The sequence below is a fragment of the Leclercia sp. G3L genome (genome assembly GCF_021117075.1).
Lineage (GTDB): Bacteria > Pseudomonadota > Gammaproteobacteria > Enterobacterales > Enterobacteriaceae > Enterobacter > Enterobacter adecarboxylatus_C.
In genome coordinates this window covers 2,942,635-2,960,939 of record NZ_CP088265.1, presented here as the reverse complement: position 1 = coordinate 2,960,939, position 18,305 = coordinate 2,942,635, and the positions used below count along the sequence as shown (strand labels likewise).

Annotated in this window: 19 protein-coding genes, 3 tRNA genes and 1 pseudogene; 6 read left to right on the top strand and 17 right to left on the bottom strand. The window is 49.7% G+C overall.

The features are described 5' to 3' along the window. The first annotated feature begins 4 nt into the window (after positions 1-4). The 4 genes from LRS40_RS15515 (at position 5) to LRS40_RS15500 (ending at position 5,069) form a co-directional block, all read left to right on the top strand. Entirely contained in the window at positions 5-2,605 is a 2,601-nt protein-coding gene (locus tag LRS40_RS15515; protein WP_370649912.1) for a hypothetical protein, read from the top strand. A 257-nt stretch (positions 2,606-2,862) separates the two neighbouring features. After that, the gene (locus LRS40_RS15510) at positions 2,863-3,789 is read left to right on the top strand and encodes a YafY family protein (protein WP_231311980.1); all 927 of its coding nucleotides are present in this window, start codon (positions 2,863-2,865) and stop codon (positions 3,787-3,789) included. Beyond that, positions 3,782-4,189, top strand: a complete 408-nt coding sequence (locus LRS40_RS15505; RefSeq protein WP_114386324.1) for a hypothetical protein — start codon at positions 3,782-3,784, stop codon at positions 4,187-4,189. The genes LRS40_RS15510 and LRS40_RS15505 overlap by 8 nt, the downstream gene beginning before the upstream one ends. Continuing rightward, entirely contained in the window at positions 4,179-5,069 is an 891-nt protein-coding gene (locus LRS40_RS15500) for a GTPase family protein (protein ID WP_231311979.1), read from the top strand. Before LRS40_RS15505 ends, LRS40_RS15500 begins: the two co-directional genes overlap by 11 nt. A gap of 49 nt (positions 5,070-5,118) precedes the next feature. Here the strand turns inward: LRS40_RS15500 and LRS40_RS15495 are convergent, their stop codons facing one another. The 7 genes from LRS40_RS15495 to LRS40_RS15470 form a co-directional block, all read right to left on the bottom strand. After that, positions 5,119-5,511 carry a hypothetical protein gene (locus LRS40_RS15495; RefSeq protein WP_139157090.1) on the bottom strand — a complete coding sequence of 131 codons (393 nt, stop codon included), beginning with the start codon at positions 5,509-5,511 and terminating at the stop codon, positions 5,119-5,121. 42 nt (positions 5,512-5,553) lie between these two features. Next, complete coding sequence (locus LRS40_RS15490; RefSeq protein ID WP_047741669.1) at positions 5,554-5,874, bottom strand: hypothetical protein; 321 nt, start codon at positions 5,872-5,874, stop codon at positions 5,554-5,556. 85 nt (positions 5,875-5,959) lie between these two features. Beyond that, the gene (locus tag LRS40_RS24785; protein WP_167350270.1) at positions 5,960-6,193 is read right to left on the bottom strand and encodes a DeoR family transcriptional regulator; all 234 of its coding nucleotides are present in this window, start codon (positions 6,191-6,193) and stop codon (positions 5,960-5,962) included. Positions 6,194-6,491: 298 nt separating this feature from the next. Further along, on the bottom strand, positions 6,492-6,926 hold the full coding sequence (locus LRS40_RS15485; RefSeq protein ID WP_231311978.1) for a DUF2787 family protein: 435 nt from the start codon (positions 6,924-6,926) through the stop codon (positions 6,492-6,494). Between the two features lie 93 nt (positions 6,927-7,019). Then, positions 7,020-7,529, bottom strand: coding sequence for a hypothetical protein (locus LRS40_RS15480; RefSeq protein WP_047741666.1), 510 nt, complete (start codon positions 7,527-7,529; stop codon positions 7,020-7,022). A gap of 25 nt (positions 7,530-7,554) precedes the next feature. Further along, positions 7,555-7,926, bottom strand: coding sequence for a hypothetical protein (locus LRS40_RS15475; protein WP_231311977.1), 372 nt, complete (start codon positions 7,924-7,926; stop codon positions 7,555-7,557). A 376-nt stretch (positions 7,927-8,302) separates the two neighbouring features. Continuing rightward, complete coding sequence (locus tag LRS40_RS15470; RefSeq protein WP_231311976.1) at positions 8,303-9,505, bottom strand: site-specific integrase; 1,203 nt, start codon at positions 9,503-9,505, stop codon at positions 8,303-8,305. Between the two features lie 80 nt (positions 9,506-9,585). Here LRS40_RS15470 and LRS40_RS15465 point away from each other — a divergent pair. Then, a pseudogene (locus tag LRS40_RS15465) lies at positions 9,586-10,325 on the top strand (hypothetical protein). Positions 10,326-10,566: 241 nt separating this feature from the next. On the opposite strand, the gene LRS40_RS15460 reads toward LRS40_RS15465, so the two are convergent. The 6 genes from LRS40_RS15460 to uvrY all read right to left on the bottom strand — a co-directional run bounded on the left by LRS40_RS15460 (position 10,567) and on the right by uvrY (position 14,109). Beyond that, positions 10,567-10,653: transfer RNA gene (locus LRS40_RS15460), tRNA-Leu, on the bottom strand. 12 nt (positions 10,654-10,665) lie between these two features. Further along, positions 10,666-10,739: transfer RNA gene (locus LRS40_RS15455), tRNA-Cys, on the bottom strand. A 51-nt stretch (positions 10,740-10,790) separates the two neighbouring features. After that, positions 10,791-10,866, bottom strand: a tRNA-Gly gene (locus LRS40_RS15450). Between the two features lie 152 nt (positions 10,867-11,018). Continuing rightward, on the bottom strand, positions 11,019-11,567 hold the full coding sequence (gene pgsA / locus LRS40_RS15445; protein ID WP_130588596.1) for a CDP-diacylglycerol--glycerol-3-phosphate 3-phosphatidyltransferase: 549 nt from the start codon (positions 11,565-11,567) through the stop codon (positions 11,019-11,021). Positions 11,568-11,623: 56 nt separating this feature from the next. Then, a complete protein-coding gene (gene uvrC / locus LRS40_RS15440; protein WP_142486286.1) occupies positions 11,624-13,456 on the bottom strand; it encodes an excinuclease ABC subunit UvrC in 1,833 nt (610 codons plus the stop codon). After that, on the bottom strand, positions 13,453-14,109 hold the full coding sequence (gene uvrY, locus LRS40_RS15435; RefSeq protein WP_142486287.1) for a UvrY/SirA/GacA family response regulator transcription factor: 657 nt from the start codon (positions 14,107-14,109) through the stop codon (positions 13,453-13,455). The genes uvrC and uvrY overlap by 4 nt, the downstream gene beginning before the upstream one ends. 472 nt (positions 14,110-14,581) lie before the next feature. On the opposite strand from uvrY, the gene LRS40_RS15430 reads away from it, so the two are divergent. Beyond that, entirely contained in the window at positions 14,582-14,806 is a 225-nt protein-coding gene (locus tag LRS40_RS15430; RefSeq protein WP_103180123.1) for a DUF2594 family protein, read from the top strand. A gap of 66 nt (positions 14,807-14,872) precedes the next feature. Here the strand turns inward: LRS40_RS15430 and sdiA are convergent, their stop codons facing one another. The 4 genes from sdiA to dcyD all read right to left on the bottom strand — a co-directional run bounded on the left by sdiA (position 14,873) and on the right by dcyD (position 18,242). Beyond that, positions 14,873-15,595 (bottom strand): transcriptional regulator SdiA, encoded by a 723-nt coding sequence (gene sdiA, locus LRS40_RS15425; protein WP_142486288.1) that lies wholly within the window; start codon positions 15,593-15,595, stop codon positions 14,873-14,875. 221 nt (positions 15,596-15,816) lie between these two features. Beyond that, positions 15,817-16,569 (bottom strand): L-cystine ABC transporter ATP-binding protein TcyN, encoded by a 753-nt coding sequence (tcyN, locus tag LRS40_RS15420; protein WP_142486289.1) that lies wholly within the window; start codon positions 16,567-16,569, stop codon positions 15,817-15,819. Continuing rightward, a complete protein-coding gene (gene tcyL / locus LRS40_RS15415; protein WP_142486290.1) occupies positions 16,566-17,234 on the bottom strand; it encodes a cystine ABC transporter permease in 669 nt (222 codons plus the stop codon). The genes tcyN and tcyL overlap by 4 nt, the downstream gene beginning before the upstream one ends. A gap of 21 nt (positions 17,235-17,255) precedes the next feature. Beyond that, positions 17,256-18,242 carry a D-cysteine desulfhydrase gene (gene dcyD, locus LRS40_RS15410; protein WP_142486291.1) on the bottom strand — a complete coding sequence of 329 codons (987 nt, stop codon included), beginning with the start codon at positions 18,240-18,242 and terminating at the stop codon, positions 17,256-17,258. Between the last annotated feature and the right edge of the window lie 63 nt (positions 18,243-18,305).

Genomic DNA, 18,305 nt, shown 5'->3' with positions numbered 1-18,305 from the left:
CCCAATGATTGACATGAATGCACTGCTCGCGAATGCGGCGGGTGTGACGCAACCTGACGCCCGCTCTGCTAGAACGCTTGATAACTTTCCGTTAATACCGCAAAAATCCAAAAAACGACTGGACGTCAGCAGCGAGCTACATCTTGATATCGGCTTTGATACTGAATATGTCTATAACCCACATACAAAGCAAAACGACATTCTGTCTTATCAGAGCTATGTCGTGCTGCCTGATGGAACGGGTGTTCCCGGAATCCTGTACCCCGCCAGCGCCCACAAAAAAGATCGCCTGTCGCTGAAAAACTTTCTCGCGAAAACCCTGACGCCGCTATTGAAGAATGAGCAGATTACCGAATGGCCGGGTTCGATGACGCTGTATGCTCATTTCCTGCGGGCTGATGTTGCCTCGTTTTCCGATTTCTGGAGCGATCACAAAATATTGCTGAAAGGAATTCGCAGTACAGTTAGCAGTTTTAAAAACCGCTACGGTATTGATTTTGATGAAGTCGAAAATCGTCGTGAAAAAAATAGCCTCATCACGTTTGATAAACGGACCAGCCCGCCCCGTTGTAGCAATGTGACGTTCACCGATACGTTGTTGATCACTCCGGGTGGGATGGGGCTGGCGGAATGTGGCCAATTACTTGGTCTGCCGAAACTAACCGTTCCAGCCCCTTATTCAATCAACGATATGCGCCAGTATTTAAAAGGCGATCGACGCGGTTTCGAAGCTTATGCAGTTCGTGATGCCGAAATTGCCGTGCGCTATGCCTTACAGGTGAAATCGTTCTGCACTGAAAGTCTGATGATTGAGCGCGTCCCCACTACGATTGGTGCTATGGCTGTTTCCCGGTTTCTTAAGACCATTAAGGAAAGCGGCCAGTCTCCTGAAGTCTGTATGGGTACCAGGACAATATCGCGACAGTGCTGGAACCCGGATACTCATGGATTCAGAACGTTAAAATCGACGCAGAGTATACCCTCAAGGGAACTCTATGAGACGTTCGCCATAAACTGCTATCACGGCGGTCGAAATGAGTGCTTTATGATGGGTATCACCCCTGAAAGCCAATGGTATGACTACGATTTGGCAGGCGCATACACCACAGGCCTGTTAGATGTTTTGCAACCCGATTATGACAATCTTTATACGAGCCAAAATCCTGAGGAATTTTGCGGACATACCATGGGATTTGCGCTGGTCAGTTTTCGGTTTCCCGACACGGTACGCTACCCCTGCCTGCCCGTCAGAACCGACCAGTACGGATTGTTTTTCCCTTTGACAGGTGAGTCATGGGCGACCGCCCCGGAAATAGCCCTCGCTCTGTCTTTGGGTGCGGAAATAACTATTCAGCACGGTATTATCATCCCATGGCGTCAGTATAAATCTGATAATGCCTCGTCCCCGACAGAACCAGCATGCTCCGTGTTTTTACCCTTTGTGCAACAGGTACGCGAAAATCGTAATCGCCATGATAAAGGATCTCTGGAGGAGAAATTCTGGAAAGAGATCGGAAATTCACTATACGGAAAACTCGCTCAGGGTCTTCACGCAAAGACTGCATTTGATACCGCCCGTGGGCTGAACAGCCCTCTGCCGCCTTCGTCAGTCACCCAGCCATTTTTTGCTGCACATGTCACGGGATTTGTCCGCGCGGTGGTGGGCGAGTTGATGAATGCACTTCCGCCGAATGCAATCGTGGTCAGTGTGACTACAGATGGTTTTCTGACGGATGCTTCTATCGAGGATATCGATATGTCTGGGCCGTTATCGTCACGTTTTCAGGCGTTATGTGACATTGCTGATCCGGGCTCGTCCATGCTGACCTGTAAACATCAGGTCCGACAACTTGTTGCCATGAAAACCCGGGGGCAGTTGACCTATAAGGAATCAGAAGGCTTCCCAATCGTCCACGCACGTGCAGGCGTTAAACCCCCTGCCGATATTCCACGCGACGATTATAACCGCTATATGGTAGACCTCTATATAAACAGGGCTCCGGGTCAGAAACTACGCAGAGGGTCTCTCATTTCAACCCGTGATATGTGGTTGAATGAAAGCGATCTGGTCGCTGTTGAGTCCGAGATCAGGTTAAACCTGGAATTCGACTTCAAACGCCAATTGATAACACCCACTATGAATGAAGGGCATTTGTTAATGCATTCCCGTCCGTGGGATGATATGTCACAGGCACTTAAGCAACGCCAGCTATTCGATGACTGGCGGCAGACACATGCTTTGAAAGATGAAGCCGACTGGGAAGACTGGTGTGATTTCCTCTATTGCAGAAACGTTTTTACCCCACTGAAACTAAAAGTAGGACAAAATCGAAGCGATGATGTCCTTGTTCGCCTTTTCCTGCGGGCCCTGGCTCAACATCAATGGGGGCTCACGCCGGACGACAGAAAGCGACAAACCAGTGTGGAGATAGCTGCATGGCTGGTCGAGGCAGGCTACTCTGTGACACCCAGCGATGTAAAAAATGCAGGTCGGGCTAAGCTCCCACCCATTATCTTTGATCCTGTGACTCCCCGAATGACTCGCCTGATGGACCATATAAAGCTGAAATATCCTGGCTTCGTATTGCCCTCGGCAGTGTTGTAAATCCTTCACGCTGAATATCTGTTTGCTGAGCCCACGCTCCCTGTCGTGGGCTTTACTGCCTGGTAGATAATGAAACTCCTGTAATAAAGCCGCTTCCCCCCACATTCAGGACAGGTTGAGTCCACAAAGACTGCATTGAAAATATACCACTGTATTTTAAGGATTTTATTTTTTAGAAATTCCCTTTCAACCTGGACTCATCTTGTCCAGCACCCTACTGAAAATATCCTTCCAGCTTCAATTGATTGGATGCCTGAATGGATAAGCATGACAAACTTGGGTATCGCCTTGGATTGATACTGACTCGCCTTAACAACGGTGAATCGGTCACGGTGAGTGGGCTCGCTGAAGAATTTAATGTCTGTGATAAAACCATCCGGCGTGACCTCACGCAGCGGTTGGCTTATCTCAACCTTCTTCGCAGTGGTAAGAAATATCACCTTCCCGTTGGCGTTCTGGGACAGCGCAGCAATACGGACTTGCGCCGCTTTACGCGTATTCTGGGTATTGAGGGGTTATTTCCACGCTGGGATGACCGTCTGTTAGGCATATTGCTGGGCAATGCCGAAAATAATCCGTTTCTGATCAAACAACGTCCCTACGAAGATTGTGGGATTTTTATGTCTACGTTGAATACATTGTCAGATGCAATTCGCGGCAGTAAAAAAATAAGCTTCATATATAAAGCGAAAAGCTACGGCGCCATTGAGCCCTACCGTCTCGTCAGTGACAGAGGGATCTGGTATCTCGCTGCGATTGAGGGAGGAGTGCTGAAGAGTTTCGTCATTTCAGAGATGAAAAAGGTTCTCCCCAGTAACGTGTCGTTTACCATGTCGACGGAGATTCATCTGCAAATCGAGAATGCGGAAAGTATCTGGTATGGCGCAGAGCTTACTGAAGTACTGATGTCAGTTTCTGCACGTGTAGCCCCGTGGTTCTTGCGCCGCGCTCTGTTGCCCGGTCAGGAAATTATTCACACTTCCGCAAGCGGTGATTTGCTCGTAATTTCACGGGTGGCTCACTTCGGCCAAATTATCCCACTCATCAAATACTGGATGCCCGAGGTTGAAGTTCTAAAACCAGCATCGATTCGTAATCAGGTTACGCAAGACATACGCCTTGCTCTGGAACTATACGAGCAGAATGAAAGTACGGAATCAACCGGAGATACCTCTAATGAATAAAGATGAAAAAGCGCTCGAGAATTTTTTCGAAACCATAGCAACGGATTTACTCAGCGGCCTTCTTGACGCCAATGATAATGAAGAGAATGCGCATCTCAAAGCCTGGCTTGACGCGCCATTCAATGTGGTTCCCGAACGCCTTCTCCAGCATGCCGAGATGATTTGCAATCACTTCAGTGCCGGTGAAAACGGTCATTTGTTAATGCACGGTATTGATGATCAACTGGCCGCAATGAACCTTTCCCGCAAGGAGCGCTTCAGCCCTATGAAAAAAGGGATCGTCGGTTACGCGGCACCCCGTGATCTGGAAAAAGTGAATGCCTTGCTAAAAGTAATTATTTCTTATTACGAGTGTGCGTTAATTAAAGCGAAAATGGAGAATGGTGCTCATGATGAATAATACAGAAACTAAAAATCGAAATCCTGTGAAGGATGCTCTTGAAATATTACCTGAAAATATCAGGGAAAGTATTGCCCGACGCATCAATGACGTTATCAGTTATGAGCCGGTCATTGGCATTATGGGAAAGACCGGAGCCGGGAAGTCCAGCTTATGTAATGCGATTTTTAAGGGTGATATTTGTGCAGTCAGCGATGTCGCCGCCTGTACCCGTGAAACGCAGGAAATGCGCATCCAGTTTGGCAAACGCTCAGTGCGGTTGATTGATATTCCGGGTGTGGGAGAAAATGCTGAGCGTGACGCTGAATATGAACAACTTTATCGTGACCTGTTACCACAACTGGATCTGGTTCTCTGGGTGATTAAAGGCGATGACCGCGCCTTTTCTGCGGATGAACATTTCTACAAAAATGTGCTGGCCCCTGCTGGCGGTGAGGCTAAAACACTGTTTGTGCTTAATCAGGTCGACAAAATTGAGCCATTCCGTGAATGGGATGTTGTCAACGCCCGGCCTTCTCCATCCCAGATGCAAAATATCCTCGATAAAGAAGCATATATCACACAGCGATTTGGGTTTACTGACCATCCGGTGATCGCTGTCGCCGCCAGTGAGGGATACAATGTGACCCATTTGGTGGAGGCAATGGTTCGTGCGCTCCCAAAGCACGCTCAAAGCGGCGTTGCTTCTCAGGTGAGAGACGAGCACAAAACCCGTACAGTTACAGAAGAGGCAACGGAAGGATTTGGTGATACCGTTGATCGCGTTCTTGATGATATTATTGATAATACCCTGCCAGCACCTTTGCGCGTGGTGGTGAAAGCTGCCAAAAAAGCTGTAGTCAATGGGCTGAAAAAAGCCTGGAACTGGATCTTTGGATAAAAAAATAACGGGAGCAACTGCTCCCGTAATATTCATATCCCATTAATCATTATAATTTCACCAGCCCTGATTTAATTGCCAGACGGACACATTTATTGGCCTCCTGCATAATGACGTCCTGGGGATATCTGTTCATTTCCCGATAACCATCAGATTTAGCCATGCGGCCTTCCATTCCGGCATTATCCAGAATGGCCTTCCAGGCATCCCGAATTTTCTTTGAGTCCTTTTCGCCGACGCCACCGGAGAGTGTGCCAAATAGTTCTTTGGCATTACTGTTAAGATTTTTGTATTCTGCTGCGTTTGGATCCAGTAACATCGCCATTTGAGTCGACTGACGAGTTGCTTCATAACATCGTCCTGCTGTATCAAGCGAAACAGAAGCGGCTATTGAGGTGACAGGCACGATGGCCACGATACATGCAGTAATTATCTTTTTCATATCATTATTATCCAATTGGGTGAGAAAGATTATCTGTTCTTACTACTGTCTGTTCGATGATTTGCGGTAAAATGTCACACACTTATCTGCAAATGCTGCCTGCTGGTATGCCCGAGGAAGTTCATTATCCAGGGCGGTGGTGTTTTCATTAATCGATTCTTCGTCAACGCCATAACGTTGTAGTTCTCCCTCCAGATATTTGTAAATTTCAGCAGTGACCTTTTTATCTGTCTCCATGAGTTGCCTGTTTATACTGTCCATCGCAAGGTAACAGGCTACACGGTTATTTACCTGAACAAGCCCGGCATGCGCCTGTGACAAAAAACCCGTGAATAACAGAGCTGCTATTATCATTCTTTTCATCTTACATCCTTCATTAAGGTGATTTTTTTGGTTCATTGCAGAGCCTAATGCAATGCGAGGACAGGTTATGTCCATGTAGAGAAAATTATTTGAATATTCCTTGCCTGACTCGCTCTCTTATCAGAGGAGCCAACCGCACTTTCCCGGGAGAAATAACCTCCGTTACTGTTTCCACCCTCAATAAGTCCCGTCGTCCTGTCCGACGGGAAACAGAAAACTGCTGGCAAATATCATTAACCGACAGAGAATTGCCAGTATAGAGCTGGAGCAATATCCACCCCAGTCTTTCAGCGATCTTCTCGCCTCGTGACTGACGCATCATGGGTACCTGTCTAGTTTTGTTTTAACAGTCCATCGGCCAAAATTGGCTCTAACACACTGTAATATCGATGTTATTTATGCGGTGTAAAACAGCCGTTGGGGTAATGAACTCTTCGTTATCACCCTGTCACTGAGGAATGCGCCATTTGGGCCTGAACCACGAGGGATCTGAGATCCCCCGTGTCTGCACATGTTTTTGCGAACAGCCTGGTAAAATAAACATCATCCCCATGCTGTGATGCACGCCACATGCAGAAGATTACAAAGCCGCCCGCTTTCTTCCTGTTCATAACGGGTCAACAACTTTCCACAGTTACCGTTACCCGGTAAATCCCCATAGAGAGATATTCCATAAAATTACTCTCCCACAGGGACCAGAGTTCATTCTTCTCAGATGCCAATGAAATATCTCCAATCAGATAATGGGAGACGTAATGACCCGACCAGCAAAAGTCCATTTCCTTTTCCAGCTCCGGGTAAACTCGCCCCATGTAACTAAAGTCTGTGACATAATCGAAATACCATTCGTTATCCTGTCGGATGAACCGCATTTCAACCGGATGAAATCCGCCGGATTCTGCACTGTAGTCCGGGTCACGAAAATTAATGACTACTGCCCTGACCGATGTTTGCTGAGATTGTTCTGCCAGAAGCGTAACGATGTGCTGCTGAAATAATTTAGTGACAGGCAGCGTTAATCCTGCCTGTTTTAAGACATACTGGGTTTGCATAATAGATTTTCCTGTAAAAGGTGAGTAGAGGTGTGTAGTAGTTTCTGGTTGTATAACAGTTCTGGTAAAGAATTAATTCTTCGCAATCCTTTCTTAATCGCCAACCTTACCGAGTGTTTTAAGACGCGCCCGCCAGTCAGCATATAAAACATGCGTAAACAACTTCTCAGGGTGCGCCTCAAGCAGACATATATCCGGGGAGCGTAAAACAGCAGCCAGAAAACCAGCATTATTGGCACTAGCCCCTTTAAATAATGGTCTGAATACGCCAGATGTGAAGCCCGTTGTCGGTTGAACTTCGAGTACACTTTCAATCTTAGAAAGTGCGATCCAGTCTTTAGAGAACAATCCTCCGCTACCATTTGCCATGAGACGCAGGTAAAGTTCATTATCCGTTTCAGACATTGCCAGTTGCCATGTCAGCATACCACTGGCTTTAGGACTGATTTTTTCCGCCTGTCCTGATTCAATGAGCAGCTTATAACTCTCTTCAGGTAATATTCGCTCATCTTCAGTGATACCTTTTTCAACATCACTTAAATCATTATTTAACTCCAGCTCATCGTGTTCATTATTGTTTTTCCCTGCCTTTGATTTTCTCATTTTCTTCTCCTGATTTTAATCCGATTTACAGACGCAATTCCGCCATAGACATTAATGTATCAATCCCACCAAGAGAACAATTGGGGTGAAATAACAAATAAATACCATTCCCGTTATCCTCTGTAATGGTTAGCATCAAGTAATATTCATCTGTCAGACGGACCACGAACTCAGGGTTTGCAATTAAATGATGAATTACATCTAACAGGTGCCGTTTAAAATCTTCGGGAACATCATCAGGTTCAATGTACATTAATGTTACGCCAACCTCACACCAGAAATTTCTTGCGGAGAATTCATCATCAAATGGAAGTATCAGTTCTTTTCTCAGGACAGTCATAACTGAATCGGGAAGAAGGAGCGATGGCAGGTCTTTCCAGCTCGAGACAAATTTCATTGAATAATCCTCATAAACACAAACCCCGATACGTTTTAAGTATCGGGGTTACATAGACAGGGTTAATAATCTGAAATTTCCTTCCGTGGTCATCTATATTCTCTCATAATATCCACACGATTTACAGATCAGCACTGGTGCATTATTTCTTTCTCGTTGCTTCAGAAATCCAAAGAAACGTTTTATTGCCGTGATGATGTTTTTGAGCAATTCAGATAATTGCTCCGGGCTAATATAACCAGCAGACGTTGTCAGGAACCGATCATCGCGAGTCAACTCAGCTATCTTTCCGGCTGTTTCTGTCACTGTGTTTCGGCCACCGCACTTAGGACATTTTAACGACATAATCATTCTCCACGTTTTAGGGATGCTAAAATCAATGTTCTTTACCGGTTGTAACGGTGTTCAATAGAAGATCGGTTACGCCCTGCCCGGTCTGACGCATACGCTCTGGTGTCAATTTTGCGTAGCGTTCAGTACTCTGAATGCTGGCATGGGCCAGTTGGGCTTTAACGTCATACAAACTGTACTGACCACTGGAGACAAGTAATGATGCGACGGAATGGCGCGTAGTGTGGAAACAGACTTCACTTTTATCTATCCCGCACTCTGTCAGTATTTTTTCATAGGCCCACCGGGGTTCTGATATCGGTTTTCCATTATCTTTTACGGCAAACAGATAGGGGTTGCTGCCAGCCCGTGGGATCGAATCAATAATGGATAATGCAATATCACTGAGATACACAGTTCTGCTGCGACCATTCTTAGTATAAGGAATGAATAACGACCTGTTATCCCGATCAATATGTTTGTGCATGACGTTCAGCATTTCTGATTTGCGTGTACCGGTTAACAGCAGCATGGCTATCAGTCCCCCGGCTGCCTTATTGGGGTATCGTACCGCAGCGTCGAGGATCCTTCTGATCTCATCGGCGTCAAAAAAGCGCGTCCGCTGATTATTCTCCTTCAGCAAAGGGATCTTATCGGCTTCATTCTTCTCCAGGACATCCTGTCGTAGCGCATAACGCCCCATAGTTTTCAGAATAGCCAGTGCCCTGTTACAGGTAGACGGTGCATACTGCTGGCCGTGAATACGACCTTCAAGCATGTCGAAAAGCACCTGCTGGATTTCCCGGGCCCGAAGGTCACAGTAACGAATCTTCCCCAGACGAGGTTCAATGTATTGCGTGAAACGCTGAACATCCTTATGCCAGGACTTTTTATGGCGCTTGATGAACGGAACATAGGTCTGGTGAAAAAACTCACTAAGCGTTGGCATCGCACGATAATTATCGCGCTCTGCCTTGGGGTCATTTCCCAGTGCAATCGCCTCCTTATGACGGCGAGCTATCTGGCGAGCTGTCCCCACATCAATTTCAGGGAATCTGCCAATACTGATACTTTTTTTGGTACCGTGGAATGTGTAGCGCAGGAGGAAACGTTTGTTACCTGTTCGGCCTGAGAGACACTTAAGGCCGATGACTTCGGTATCAGATACCTCAAGCTCTGTAGATCGGGTATCTGTGTTTGCCGGAAGGGCTTTGATGGATGAATTGGTGAATCGGAAGGATTTCTGCATGATTATCCTCATGTATCTTACTGATATCATGAAAATAATATATATCTGAAGGTGTATTTATTACGGGGCGTGATTGGAGAATGGAAAAGCTATTAGACGCGTACAAACGGATATTACAGGAGGTTGACGCCCGGTAATTTAACCTGAGTGAGGATAAATACTCAGGCGTCTTTTTACCTGTACCCTTTGAAGAATACTTGCATTCACCGGTAAAAATCATGCTGGTTGGACGTGAAACCGCTGGCTGGAATACGCTGAATGGTAAGAATACGATGTCACGGGTGCTGGGACTTATACCTGACGTCACCATCGGGCAAGTGGTTGAAGAGGCTGTAGCTCGTTACAGGAATCATCTTCCGGTACAAAATGAAGGCACCACCAACCTCAAATCACGTAGCCACTTCACGCAATATCATTTCCGACTGGCCCGGGAGCTTAATTTTCCTCCTCAGGCTATCGTGTATGCCAATCTACTGGCGTGGGATTACGACGGACTGACCCCTCTCAATCGCCCTCAAAATGAAGTGCAGGAAGTCATATTAGCCTCGCTGAAACTTCTGGCGGTACAAATTAAACACCTTGAGCCTGATTTCATCATCTTTGCATCCGGAGCACGGAGAACAGACTACATCATAAAACAGGTGCTTACTGAACTGGGCGGCTATGAGACTTCTTCAGTCATTTTGGGGAAGCTATGGGAGTTCAAAACAGATAATACAATCTGTTTCAGAATTGCCCATCCAAGGGCTATGCGCGGACACCAGAAGTACAGGAAGAGGTGATTGCACGAATTAAGCAACTTTGTACTCAGGGTGGCTAGAACATTACAGTTTTCTCAGCAGGCCCCCCTTCCCGGAAGTGTACCGGAAAACAGGCAAAGCGGCCTGGTTCTCTATGCTGGAGGCGACACGTTCAATTCGGCATTGCCAGGCTGTAGATTGCAGCTCATTGCACCCCGTGAGCACAGGATATGCACAGGGCGTGAATTGCATGCACAAAAAAACCACCCGAAGGTGGTTTCACGACACTGCTTATTGCTTTGATTATTCTACTTTTTCCCATGGTAGCCGGAGTGGGACTTGAACCCACACAGCGCGAACGCCGAGGGATTTTAAATCCCTTGTGTCTACCGATTCCACCATCCGGCCTCGGGAAGAAATTGGAGGCGCGTTCCGGAGTCGAACCGGACTAGACGGATTTGCAATCCGCTACATAACCGCTTTGCTAACGCGCCTTAAATCTTTTGTCTTGCGACTGACACCCGCTATTGCGACTGTCTTAAATTTGGAGCGGGAAACGAGACTCGAACTCGCGACCCCGACCTTGGCAAGGTCGTGCTCTACCAACTGAGCTATTCCCGCAATCATCAAGTCATTGTGCTAATCACTTGATTTTGTTATCGACTAACGAACCGTGCCGTCGTTCGATGCGTTGCATTCTACTTACCTGACGCTTTGAGTCAACGTTATTTTTCTTAACTCAAGATCGTTTGCTGAAAATTACGGCGAAACGATCACTGATCAAGCAAATCGCTGCGCGCAGCGTTCAAATATTGCAACATTGACCAGAGCGTCAGCACTGCGGCGACCATAAACAAGCCGATACCAGCCCACTCCACCCACTCGTTCGGACGCCACAGCATCCACACCAGCGCCGCCATCTGCGCGGTGGTTTTCACCTTGCCGATCCAGGAGACCGCCACGCTGCTGCGTTTACCCAGCTCGGCCATCCACTCGCGCAGGGCCGAGATGATAATTTCACGGGCAATCATAGTGGCGGCAGGCAGTGTCACCCACCAGCTGTGATAATGCTCCACCACCAGCACCATGGCGATGGCGACCATCACCTTATCGGCTACCGGGTCGAGGAAGGCACCGAAACGGGTGCTTTGGTTCCAGCGACGCGCCAGATAGCCGTCAAACCAGTCGGTCACGGCCGCGACAAAAAAGATCAGAGCACAGGCAAAAGGCGCCCAGACGAAAGGCAGGTAAAACGCCAGCACAAAGAAAGGGATAAGGACGACGCGGAAAAGCGTTAACAACGTAGGGATGTTTAATCGCATAGTGACGGTAACTGTTTGTTGTCAGTAATTATTAGCCCTATGTTGCTACAGAGCCCTCAATGTTTCAACGAGTAGTAGATCTTTTCTGCCAGCCCCTGCGAAATACCCGGCACTTTTGCAATTTCCTCCACGCTGGCGTTGAGTAATCCTTGCAAACCGCCCATGTATTTCAGCAGCATCTGGCGACGCTTTGGCCCGACCCCTTCGATCGTTTCCAGCGTACTGGTGTTTTTGACCTTTGCCCGTTTCTTACGATGGCCGCCGATCGCATGATCGTGCGACTCGTCGCGAATATGCTGGATCACATGCAGCGCGGGTGAATCCGGCGGCAGGCTAAAGCCCTCCCCTTCCGGTTCCAGGAACAGTGTTTCCAGCCCGGCTTTACGGTCGGTGCCTTTGGCCACGCCCAGCAATAGCGGATGATGCTTATCCCAGGGGACATCCAGCTCGGCAAATACCGATTTTGCCTGGCCGAGCTGCCCTTTACCACCGTCAATGACGATAACGTCCGGGATCTTACTCTCTTCAATGGCTTTGCCGTAGCGGCGGCGTAACACCTGATTCATTGCGGCGTAGTCATCCCCGGGGGTGATGCCGGTAATGTTGTAGCGACGGTACTCCGCGCGCAGCGGCCCGTTGGCATCGAACACCACGCAGGAGGCAACGGTCTGCTCACCCATCGTGTGGCTGATGTCGAAACACTCCATCCGTTTCACTTCTGGCAGCTGCAGCGTCGTCGCCAGCGCGGCAAGACGCTGATGAACGGTGGACTGCTGAGACAGTTTGGTGCTCAGTGCCGTCGCCGCGTTCGTGCGCGCCAGCTTAAGGTAACGAGCCCGATCGCCACGCGGTTTGGTCTGAACGTTCACCCGACGACCTGCCAGCTCCGACAGGGAATCGGACAGCAGCGTCTTATCGCTCAAATTAAAATCGAGCAAAATTTCCGACGGCAGGGTTCGCATCTGGCTGCCCTGCAAATAGAACTGGCCGACAAAGGTCTCCACCACTTCGCCCAGCTCGGTGCCGCCCGGCACTTTCGGGAAGTAGCTGCGGCTGCCCAGCACCTTGCCCTGACGGATAAACAGCACATGCACACAGGCCATGCCTGCATCAAAGGAGACGCCAATCACGTCCAGGTCATCGCCGGTATTGGAGACAAACTGTTTTTCCGTGACCCGACGTACGGCCTGGATCTGATCGCGGATCCGCGCCGCCTCTTCAAAGTTCAGCGCCTGGCTGGCCTTCTCCATGCGGGCAATCAGCTGGGTCAGGACCTGATCGTCTTTACCGGCGAGGAACAGGCGCACATATTCTACCTGCTGCGCATACTCCTCTTCGCTGACCAGCCCTTCCACACAGGGCCCGAGGCAACGACCAATCTGATACTGCAGACAAGGGCGGGAGCGGTTGCGGTAGACGCTGTTTTCGCACTGGCGAATCGGGAAGATCTTTTGCAGCAGCGCCAGCGTTTCCCGCACGGCATAACCGTTAGGGAACGGGCCGAAGTACTCGCCTTTCGCATGTTTAGCGCCGCGATGGGTCGCCAGACGCGGATGGGTATCGCTGCTGAGAAAGATAAACGGATAGGATTTGTCATCGCGCAGCAGCACGTTGTAACGCGGCTGATAGAGCTTGATGTAGTTATGCTCCAGCAACAGCGCTTCGGTCTCCGTGTGGGTCACAGTGACATCGATCTGCTGGATCTGGGCGACCAGCGCTTCTGTTTTGCGGGAGGCAAGATTGCTGCGGAAATAGCTGGAAAGTCGCTTTTTGAGATCTTTCGCTTTTCCGACGTAGATAACCGTCCCGCCGGCGTCATACATCCGGTAGACGCCTGGCTGGCTGGTAACAGTTTTCAGGAAAGCACTGGATTCAAACACATCACTCACTGACTAATTAGGGTCTCGGCATTGCACAGACCATGACGGATGGCCAGGTGAGTGAGTTCAACGTCGCCATGTATGTTCAGTTTACTGAACATACGGTAGCGGTAGCTGTTCACCGTTTTCGGGCTGAGATTAAGCTGCTCGGAGATCTCATTCACCTTTTGGCCTTTGGTAATCATCAGCATAATCTGCAATTCGCGCTCAGACAAACTGGCAAAGGGTGATTCGGTCTTTTCTGGCTCAATCTGGCTGAGTGCCATCTGCTGTGCGATATCAGAAGCGATATAGCGCTGCCCGGAAAATACGGAGCGGATCGCATTGACCATCTCCTGGGGAGCTGCGCCTTTGCTTAAATAGCCAGCAGCGCCGGCCTGCATTACTTTTGCAGGAAGGGGATTTTCAGTATGAACCGTCAGCATGATCACTTTGGTATCAACAAAGGATCGCGCGATTTTGCGCGTCGCTTCCAGGCCGCCGATGCCGGGCATGTTCATGTCCATCAGGACAACGTCAGCGCTATTCGACCGGCACCATTTTACGGCATCTTCACCGCAGCAGGCCTCACCAGCGACTTTAATACCTTTTATATCTTCAAGAATGCGTCGTATCCCTGCGCGCACCAGTTCGTGGTCATCAACAAGAAGGACGTTGATCAAAGGAAACTCTCCAGAATAGGGATAACGGCTACAGACAGTTAATTCGGCATATATTAACGGTTTTTATCCGAAACTGAAAACGTTAAAAAAAGCATGGCTTCGACAATGCTCTCTTTTTTGGAAATTAAGTTGTACATCAACTGGAAACGGAAGCCTTGCGCGATGCGCCTTCGGCCACTTTTTTTAGGCGGATGTTTTCAAAAACTTACAAACTTTAAGCACTCTATTAATGCTGTTAGAATACACCTTTTAAATTTGTAACAATAATTAACTTCCCTCCTACCTTTGTTAAACAATTAACCCACACTAAAGTCTTAGAAAATTCAGCGTTAATGTTTGTTCATTTGAATAAACAAAATGGGAGAAAGTACAAAAAACAAGCACTGCGTTTTTCCTGACGGCTTGTGATATACTCCGCCGCCTTAACTTTGATCTATGCGCTTAAGCGCTGTTTTTATCACGAGGAAAATAAATGAGCACACCTGATTTCGCCACTGCGGAGAATAATCAAGAACTGGCACAGGAAGTCTCCTGTCTGAAATCCCTGCTGACCCTGATGCTGCAGGCGATGGGTCAGGCGGACGCCGGCCGTGTGATCATTAAGATGGAACGCCAGATTGCCCAGATGGAAGACCAGGCTCAGGCCGAGGTATTTTCCAGCACCGTTAAGCAGATCAAGCAAGCTTACCGTCAATAAAACAAAAACGGCTGAACGCAGTGCATTCAGCCGTTTACTCGCCTGCCACGCAGAACAGAAGTGTAGTCAGATAATCCCCGTCGCTGCCGCATAGCACGCTATCTGCGTCTTGTTCGGCGCATTGAATTTCTTCTGCATATTTTTCTGATGGAAGTTCACCGTATTTTCAGAAATAGAAAGAATGATGGCTATTTCTGCCGATGTTTTCCCTTCCGCCGTCCATTTCAGAATCTCTTTCTCGCGCTTGCTGAATTTCATCTCCGGTGGCATCACCATTTCATGTTCCAGCCGTAGCAGCGTGGTCAACGCCAGTTGCACCAGAATTTGCAGACGCAATTCAACCACTTCACCCGCCATAAGGTTCACGGACAGACTGGTACTGGAGACCGACAGAAAGCCCATCGCATGATTAGGCAGCATCAGGCACTGGGTGATCCCTTTACGCAGCCCGTGGTCGCGCGCGCCGTCCCATAAAGGTTGCGCCTCTGCAAATAAGGCATCGTTCCAGGGTAAATGCCCGTGAACGAAATTCTCGGGTTTGAGCACCGGATCGATGGTAAAGAAATTTTCTGCGTGATACTGGGCCATCCACTGTTGCGGATAGGTCGAATGTACCGAGACTTTAGGCCGCGTGAAAGGTACCGGATGACGAACGCAGAGGGAAAAGAAATCGTACCCCAGGTTCTGAGTTTGTCGCTGAAGTTCGGGATATACCTCGTCGGCAGAAGTCATCTCCTGAAAACGGAGGAAGCATTCCCGTCGCCATGTGAAAAAATCTAAATCCTTCATACTGACCGAATTAAGCCCCTGTAAAAGATAATCATTATTATGGATTCTTAAACTAACACATAAATCTTATTTATATGTATAAAATATCGACCCAACGATAATTATCTACACATTTTATACACTTAGGGCGGTTAAGACGGGATAAAATCAGGATGGCATTCATAGCGTGGGTGAATATATTGCTCCGGCGTTTAATTCCGGAGCAATTGAGAACAAATATGCTACTGCATGAGGAATTTTTCGAGGAATTGCCGGGTGCGCGGCTGCTGAGGATCGGCAAACAATGATTTTGCCGGCCCCTGCTCAACGATACGCCCCTGATCCATAAATATGGCCCTGTCCGCCACGTCGCGGGCAAAACTCATCTCGTGGGTGACGATCACCAGGGTACGCTTTTCCTGCGCCAGCTGACGAATGGTGTTCAGCACTTCCCCCACCAGCTCCGGATCCAGCGCCGACGTCGGTTCATCAAAGAGGATCACGTCAGGACGCATCGCCAGCGCGCGGGCAATCGCCACCCGCTGCTGCTGCCCGCCGGAAAGACGACGCGGGTAGCTGCTCTCCTTGCCGGAAAGCCCTACCTTCGCCAGCAGCTCGCGGGCGCGGGCGGTAGCTTCCTCTTTCGGTTCGCCTTTGACAATCACCGGCCCTTCAATGATGTTCTCCAGCACCGTGCGATGGGGAAACAGATTAAAGCTCTGGAAGACGAAGCCAACGTGCTGACGCAGACGGCGGATCAGTCCCTTTTGCTGGCTCAGCGACCTGCCGGTATCGATGGTGATCTCCCCCACGCGGATGGTGCCGCCTTCCGGGTGTTCCAGCAGGTTGATACTGCGCAGCAGCGTGGTTTTACCGGAGCCGCTTGGCCCGATGATCGCCACCACTTCGCCCTCCTGCACTTCCAGGTCGATCCCGTGCAACACCGTCTGGCCGTGAAACTTTTTCACCAGGTTTTTAACGTCGATAGCACTCATTTCGGATCACGCTCCTGGCGATTAAGCTGGTTTTCAAAATAGTTTTGCAGCGCCGACAGCACCGTCGCCATCACCCAGTAAATGAGCGAGGCGGCCAGGTACATGGTGAAAACCTCCAGCGTGCGCGAGGTGATCAGCTGCGCCTGGCGGAACAGCTCCGGCACCTGAATGGTAGCCGCCAGCGAGGTGTCTTTCACCAGGCTGATAAAGCTGTTGCTCAGCGGCGGCAGCGCCACCCGTGCGGCCTGGGGCAGGATTGCCCGGCGCAGGGTTTGCCATGGGGTCATGCCGATACTGGCTGCAGCTTCCCACTGCCCTTTTTCAATAGAGGAGATTGCCGCGCGCAGGGTTTCCGCCGCATAGGCAGCAGTATTGAGCGACAGACCGATCATTGCCGCCGGGATGGGATCCAGCTCAATGCCAAACTGCGGCAGGCCGTAGTAAATCATGAAAAGCTGGGCAATCAGCGGCGTGCCGCGGAAGATGGAAATATAAAAACGCGCCAGCCAGCGCACGGGCAGCAGAGGCGACAGGCGCATCAGCGCTAAAACAAAGCCCAGCAGCAGCCCAAAGAACATCCCGCCAATACTCAGTTGCAGCGTAAACACCGCACCTTTCAGCAGGTAAGGCAACGAATCCATCACCAGTTGAATACTTTCTTGCATTATGATTTTTCTGCCTGTGATTTAGACGTGAGGATGGTAGGCAAAGAGAGCCGGCGCCCCGCCAGTATGAATAAACAGAATCGGCCCTTCATCCTTAAAGCGCTTCTGGCTGATGCCGTCGATCAGACCCGCCATCGCTTTACCGGTATAGACCGGATCCAGCAGGATCCCCTCCAGACGTGCCAGCAGTTTGACCGCCTCGGTGCCTTCGTCATTTGGGGTGCCGTAACCCGGTGCGAAGTAGTCATCCCACAGGATAATATCGGCGCTGGCGCTCACCTCCAGCTGCCGGGCCACCGCCTGCTGTAACGTGACCACTTTTGGTTTCTGGTCAGCTACGCTGCGCGACACGGTAACGCCAATCAGCTCGACGTCCGGCATCAACTGCTCCAGCCCTACCGCCAGCCCGGCATGCGTGCCTGCGCTACCGGAGGCGACCACCACCGAGGAGAGGCCCACGGCCCCTTCGCACTGCTGGGCGATCTCCAGCGCGCTTTCGACGTAGCCCAATGCCCCCAGGGCGTTCGAGCCGCCAACCGGGATCACATACGGGCGAAAGCCCTGAGCTTCCACGCGGGTGGCCAGTTCACTCAGCTGCGCCACCGGGTCGGTCAGCGCATCGCACATTTCAATCTGCACGTTGAACAGGTCCAGCAGCAGACGGTTGCCGTTGCTGAGGTAGTTTTCTGCCTTTGTACCAATCGGGTTTTCCAGCAGGGCGATACAGTGCAGGCCCAGTTTTGCCGCAACGGCCGCCGTCTGGCGCACGTGGTTGGACTGGATTGCCCCCGCGGTAATCAGCGTGTCGGCCCCTTCACGCAGGGCATCCGCCGCGAGGAACTCCAGCTTGCGCAGTTTGTTGCCACCCATCGCCATCGGCGTCACGTCATCACGTTTGATAAGGATGTCGCGCCCGAGGTAGTCCGATAAGCGCGGCAAATACTCCAGTGGCGTCGGGGCGCCAATAAATTCAAGGCGCGGAAAACGCGTTAGATTCTGTAATGACATGAAAACCTCCATAACCCTGTCTAAGTCTGTCTTTTTTTATTATGCACGTTGCTGGCGAGGAAA

Excerpts from the sequence above, each read along its gene's own strand:
- LRS40_RS15485 (WP_231311978.1), bottom strand. The coding sequence starts at position 6,926 with ATGCAAACCCAGTATGTCTTAAAACAGGCAGGATTAACGCTGCCTGTC.
- LRS40_RS24785 (WP_167350270.1), bottom strand. The coding sequence starts at position 6,193 with ATGCGTCAGTCACGAGGCGAGAAGATCGCTGAAAGACTGGGGTGGATA.
- LRS40_RS15500 (WP_231311979.1), top strand. The coding sequence starts at position 4,179 with ATGATGAATAATACAGAAACTAAAAATCGAAATCCTGTGAAGGATGCT.
- tcyN (WP_142486289.1), bottom strand. The coding sequence starts at position 16,569 with ATGAGTGCTATCGACGTTAAAAACCTGGTGAAAAAGTTTCACGGCCAG.
- LRS40_RS15475 (WP_231311977.1), bottom strand. The coding sequence starts at position 7,926 with ATGAAATTTGTCTCGAGCTGGAAAGACCTGCCATCGCTCCTTCTTCCC.
- LRS40_RS15470 (WP_231311976.1), bottom strand. The coding sequence starts at position 9,505 with ATGCAGAAATCCTTCCGATTCACCAATTCATCCATCAAAGCCCTTCCG.
- LRS40_RS15480 (WP_047741666.1), bottom strand. The coding sequence starts at position 7,529 with ATGAGAAAATCAAAGGCAGGGAAAAACAATAATGAACACGATGAGCTG.
- LRS40_RS15515 (WP_370649912.1), top strand. The coding sequence starts at position 5 with ATGATTGACATGAATGCACTGCTCGCGAATGCGGCGGGTGTGACGCAA.
- sdiA (WP_142486288.1), bottom strand. The coding sequence starts at position 15,595 with ATGAAGGATTTAGATTTTTTCACATGGCGACGGGAATGCTTCCTCCGT.
- LRS40_RS15510 (WP_231311980.1), top strand. The coding sequence starts at position 2,863 with ATGGATAAGCATGACAAACTTGGGTATCGCCTTGGATTGATACTGACT.
- LRS40_RS15490 (WP_047741669.1), bottom strand. The coding sequence starts at position 5,874 with ATGAAAAGAATGATAATAGCAGCTCTGTTATTCACGGGTTTTTTGTCA.
- pgsA (WP_130588596.1), bottom strand. The coding sequence starts at position 11,567 with ATGCGATTAAACATCCCTACGTTGTTAACGCTTTTCCGCGTCGTCCTT.
- LRS40_RS15505 (WP_114386324.1), top strand. The coding sequence starts at position 3,782 with ATGAATAAAGATGAAAAAGCGCTCGAGAATTTTTTCGAAACCATAGCA.
- dcyD (WP_142486291.1), bottom strand. The coding sequence starts at position 18,242 with ATGTCATTACAGAATCTAACGCGTTTTCCGCGCCTTGAATTTATTGGC.
- LRS40_RS15430 (WP_103180123.1), top strand. The coding sequence starts at position 14,582 with ATGAGCACACCTGATTTCGCCACTGCGGAGAATAATCAAGAACTGGCA.
- tcyL (WP_142486290.1), bottom strand. The coding sequence starts at position 17,234 with ATGCAAGAAAGTATTCAACTGGTGATGGATTCGTTGCCTTACCTGCTG.
- LRS40_RS15495 (WP_139157090.1), bottom strand. The coding sequence starts at position 5,511 with ATGAAAAAGATAATTACTGCATGTATCGTGGCCATCGTGCCTGTCACC.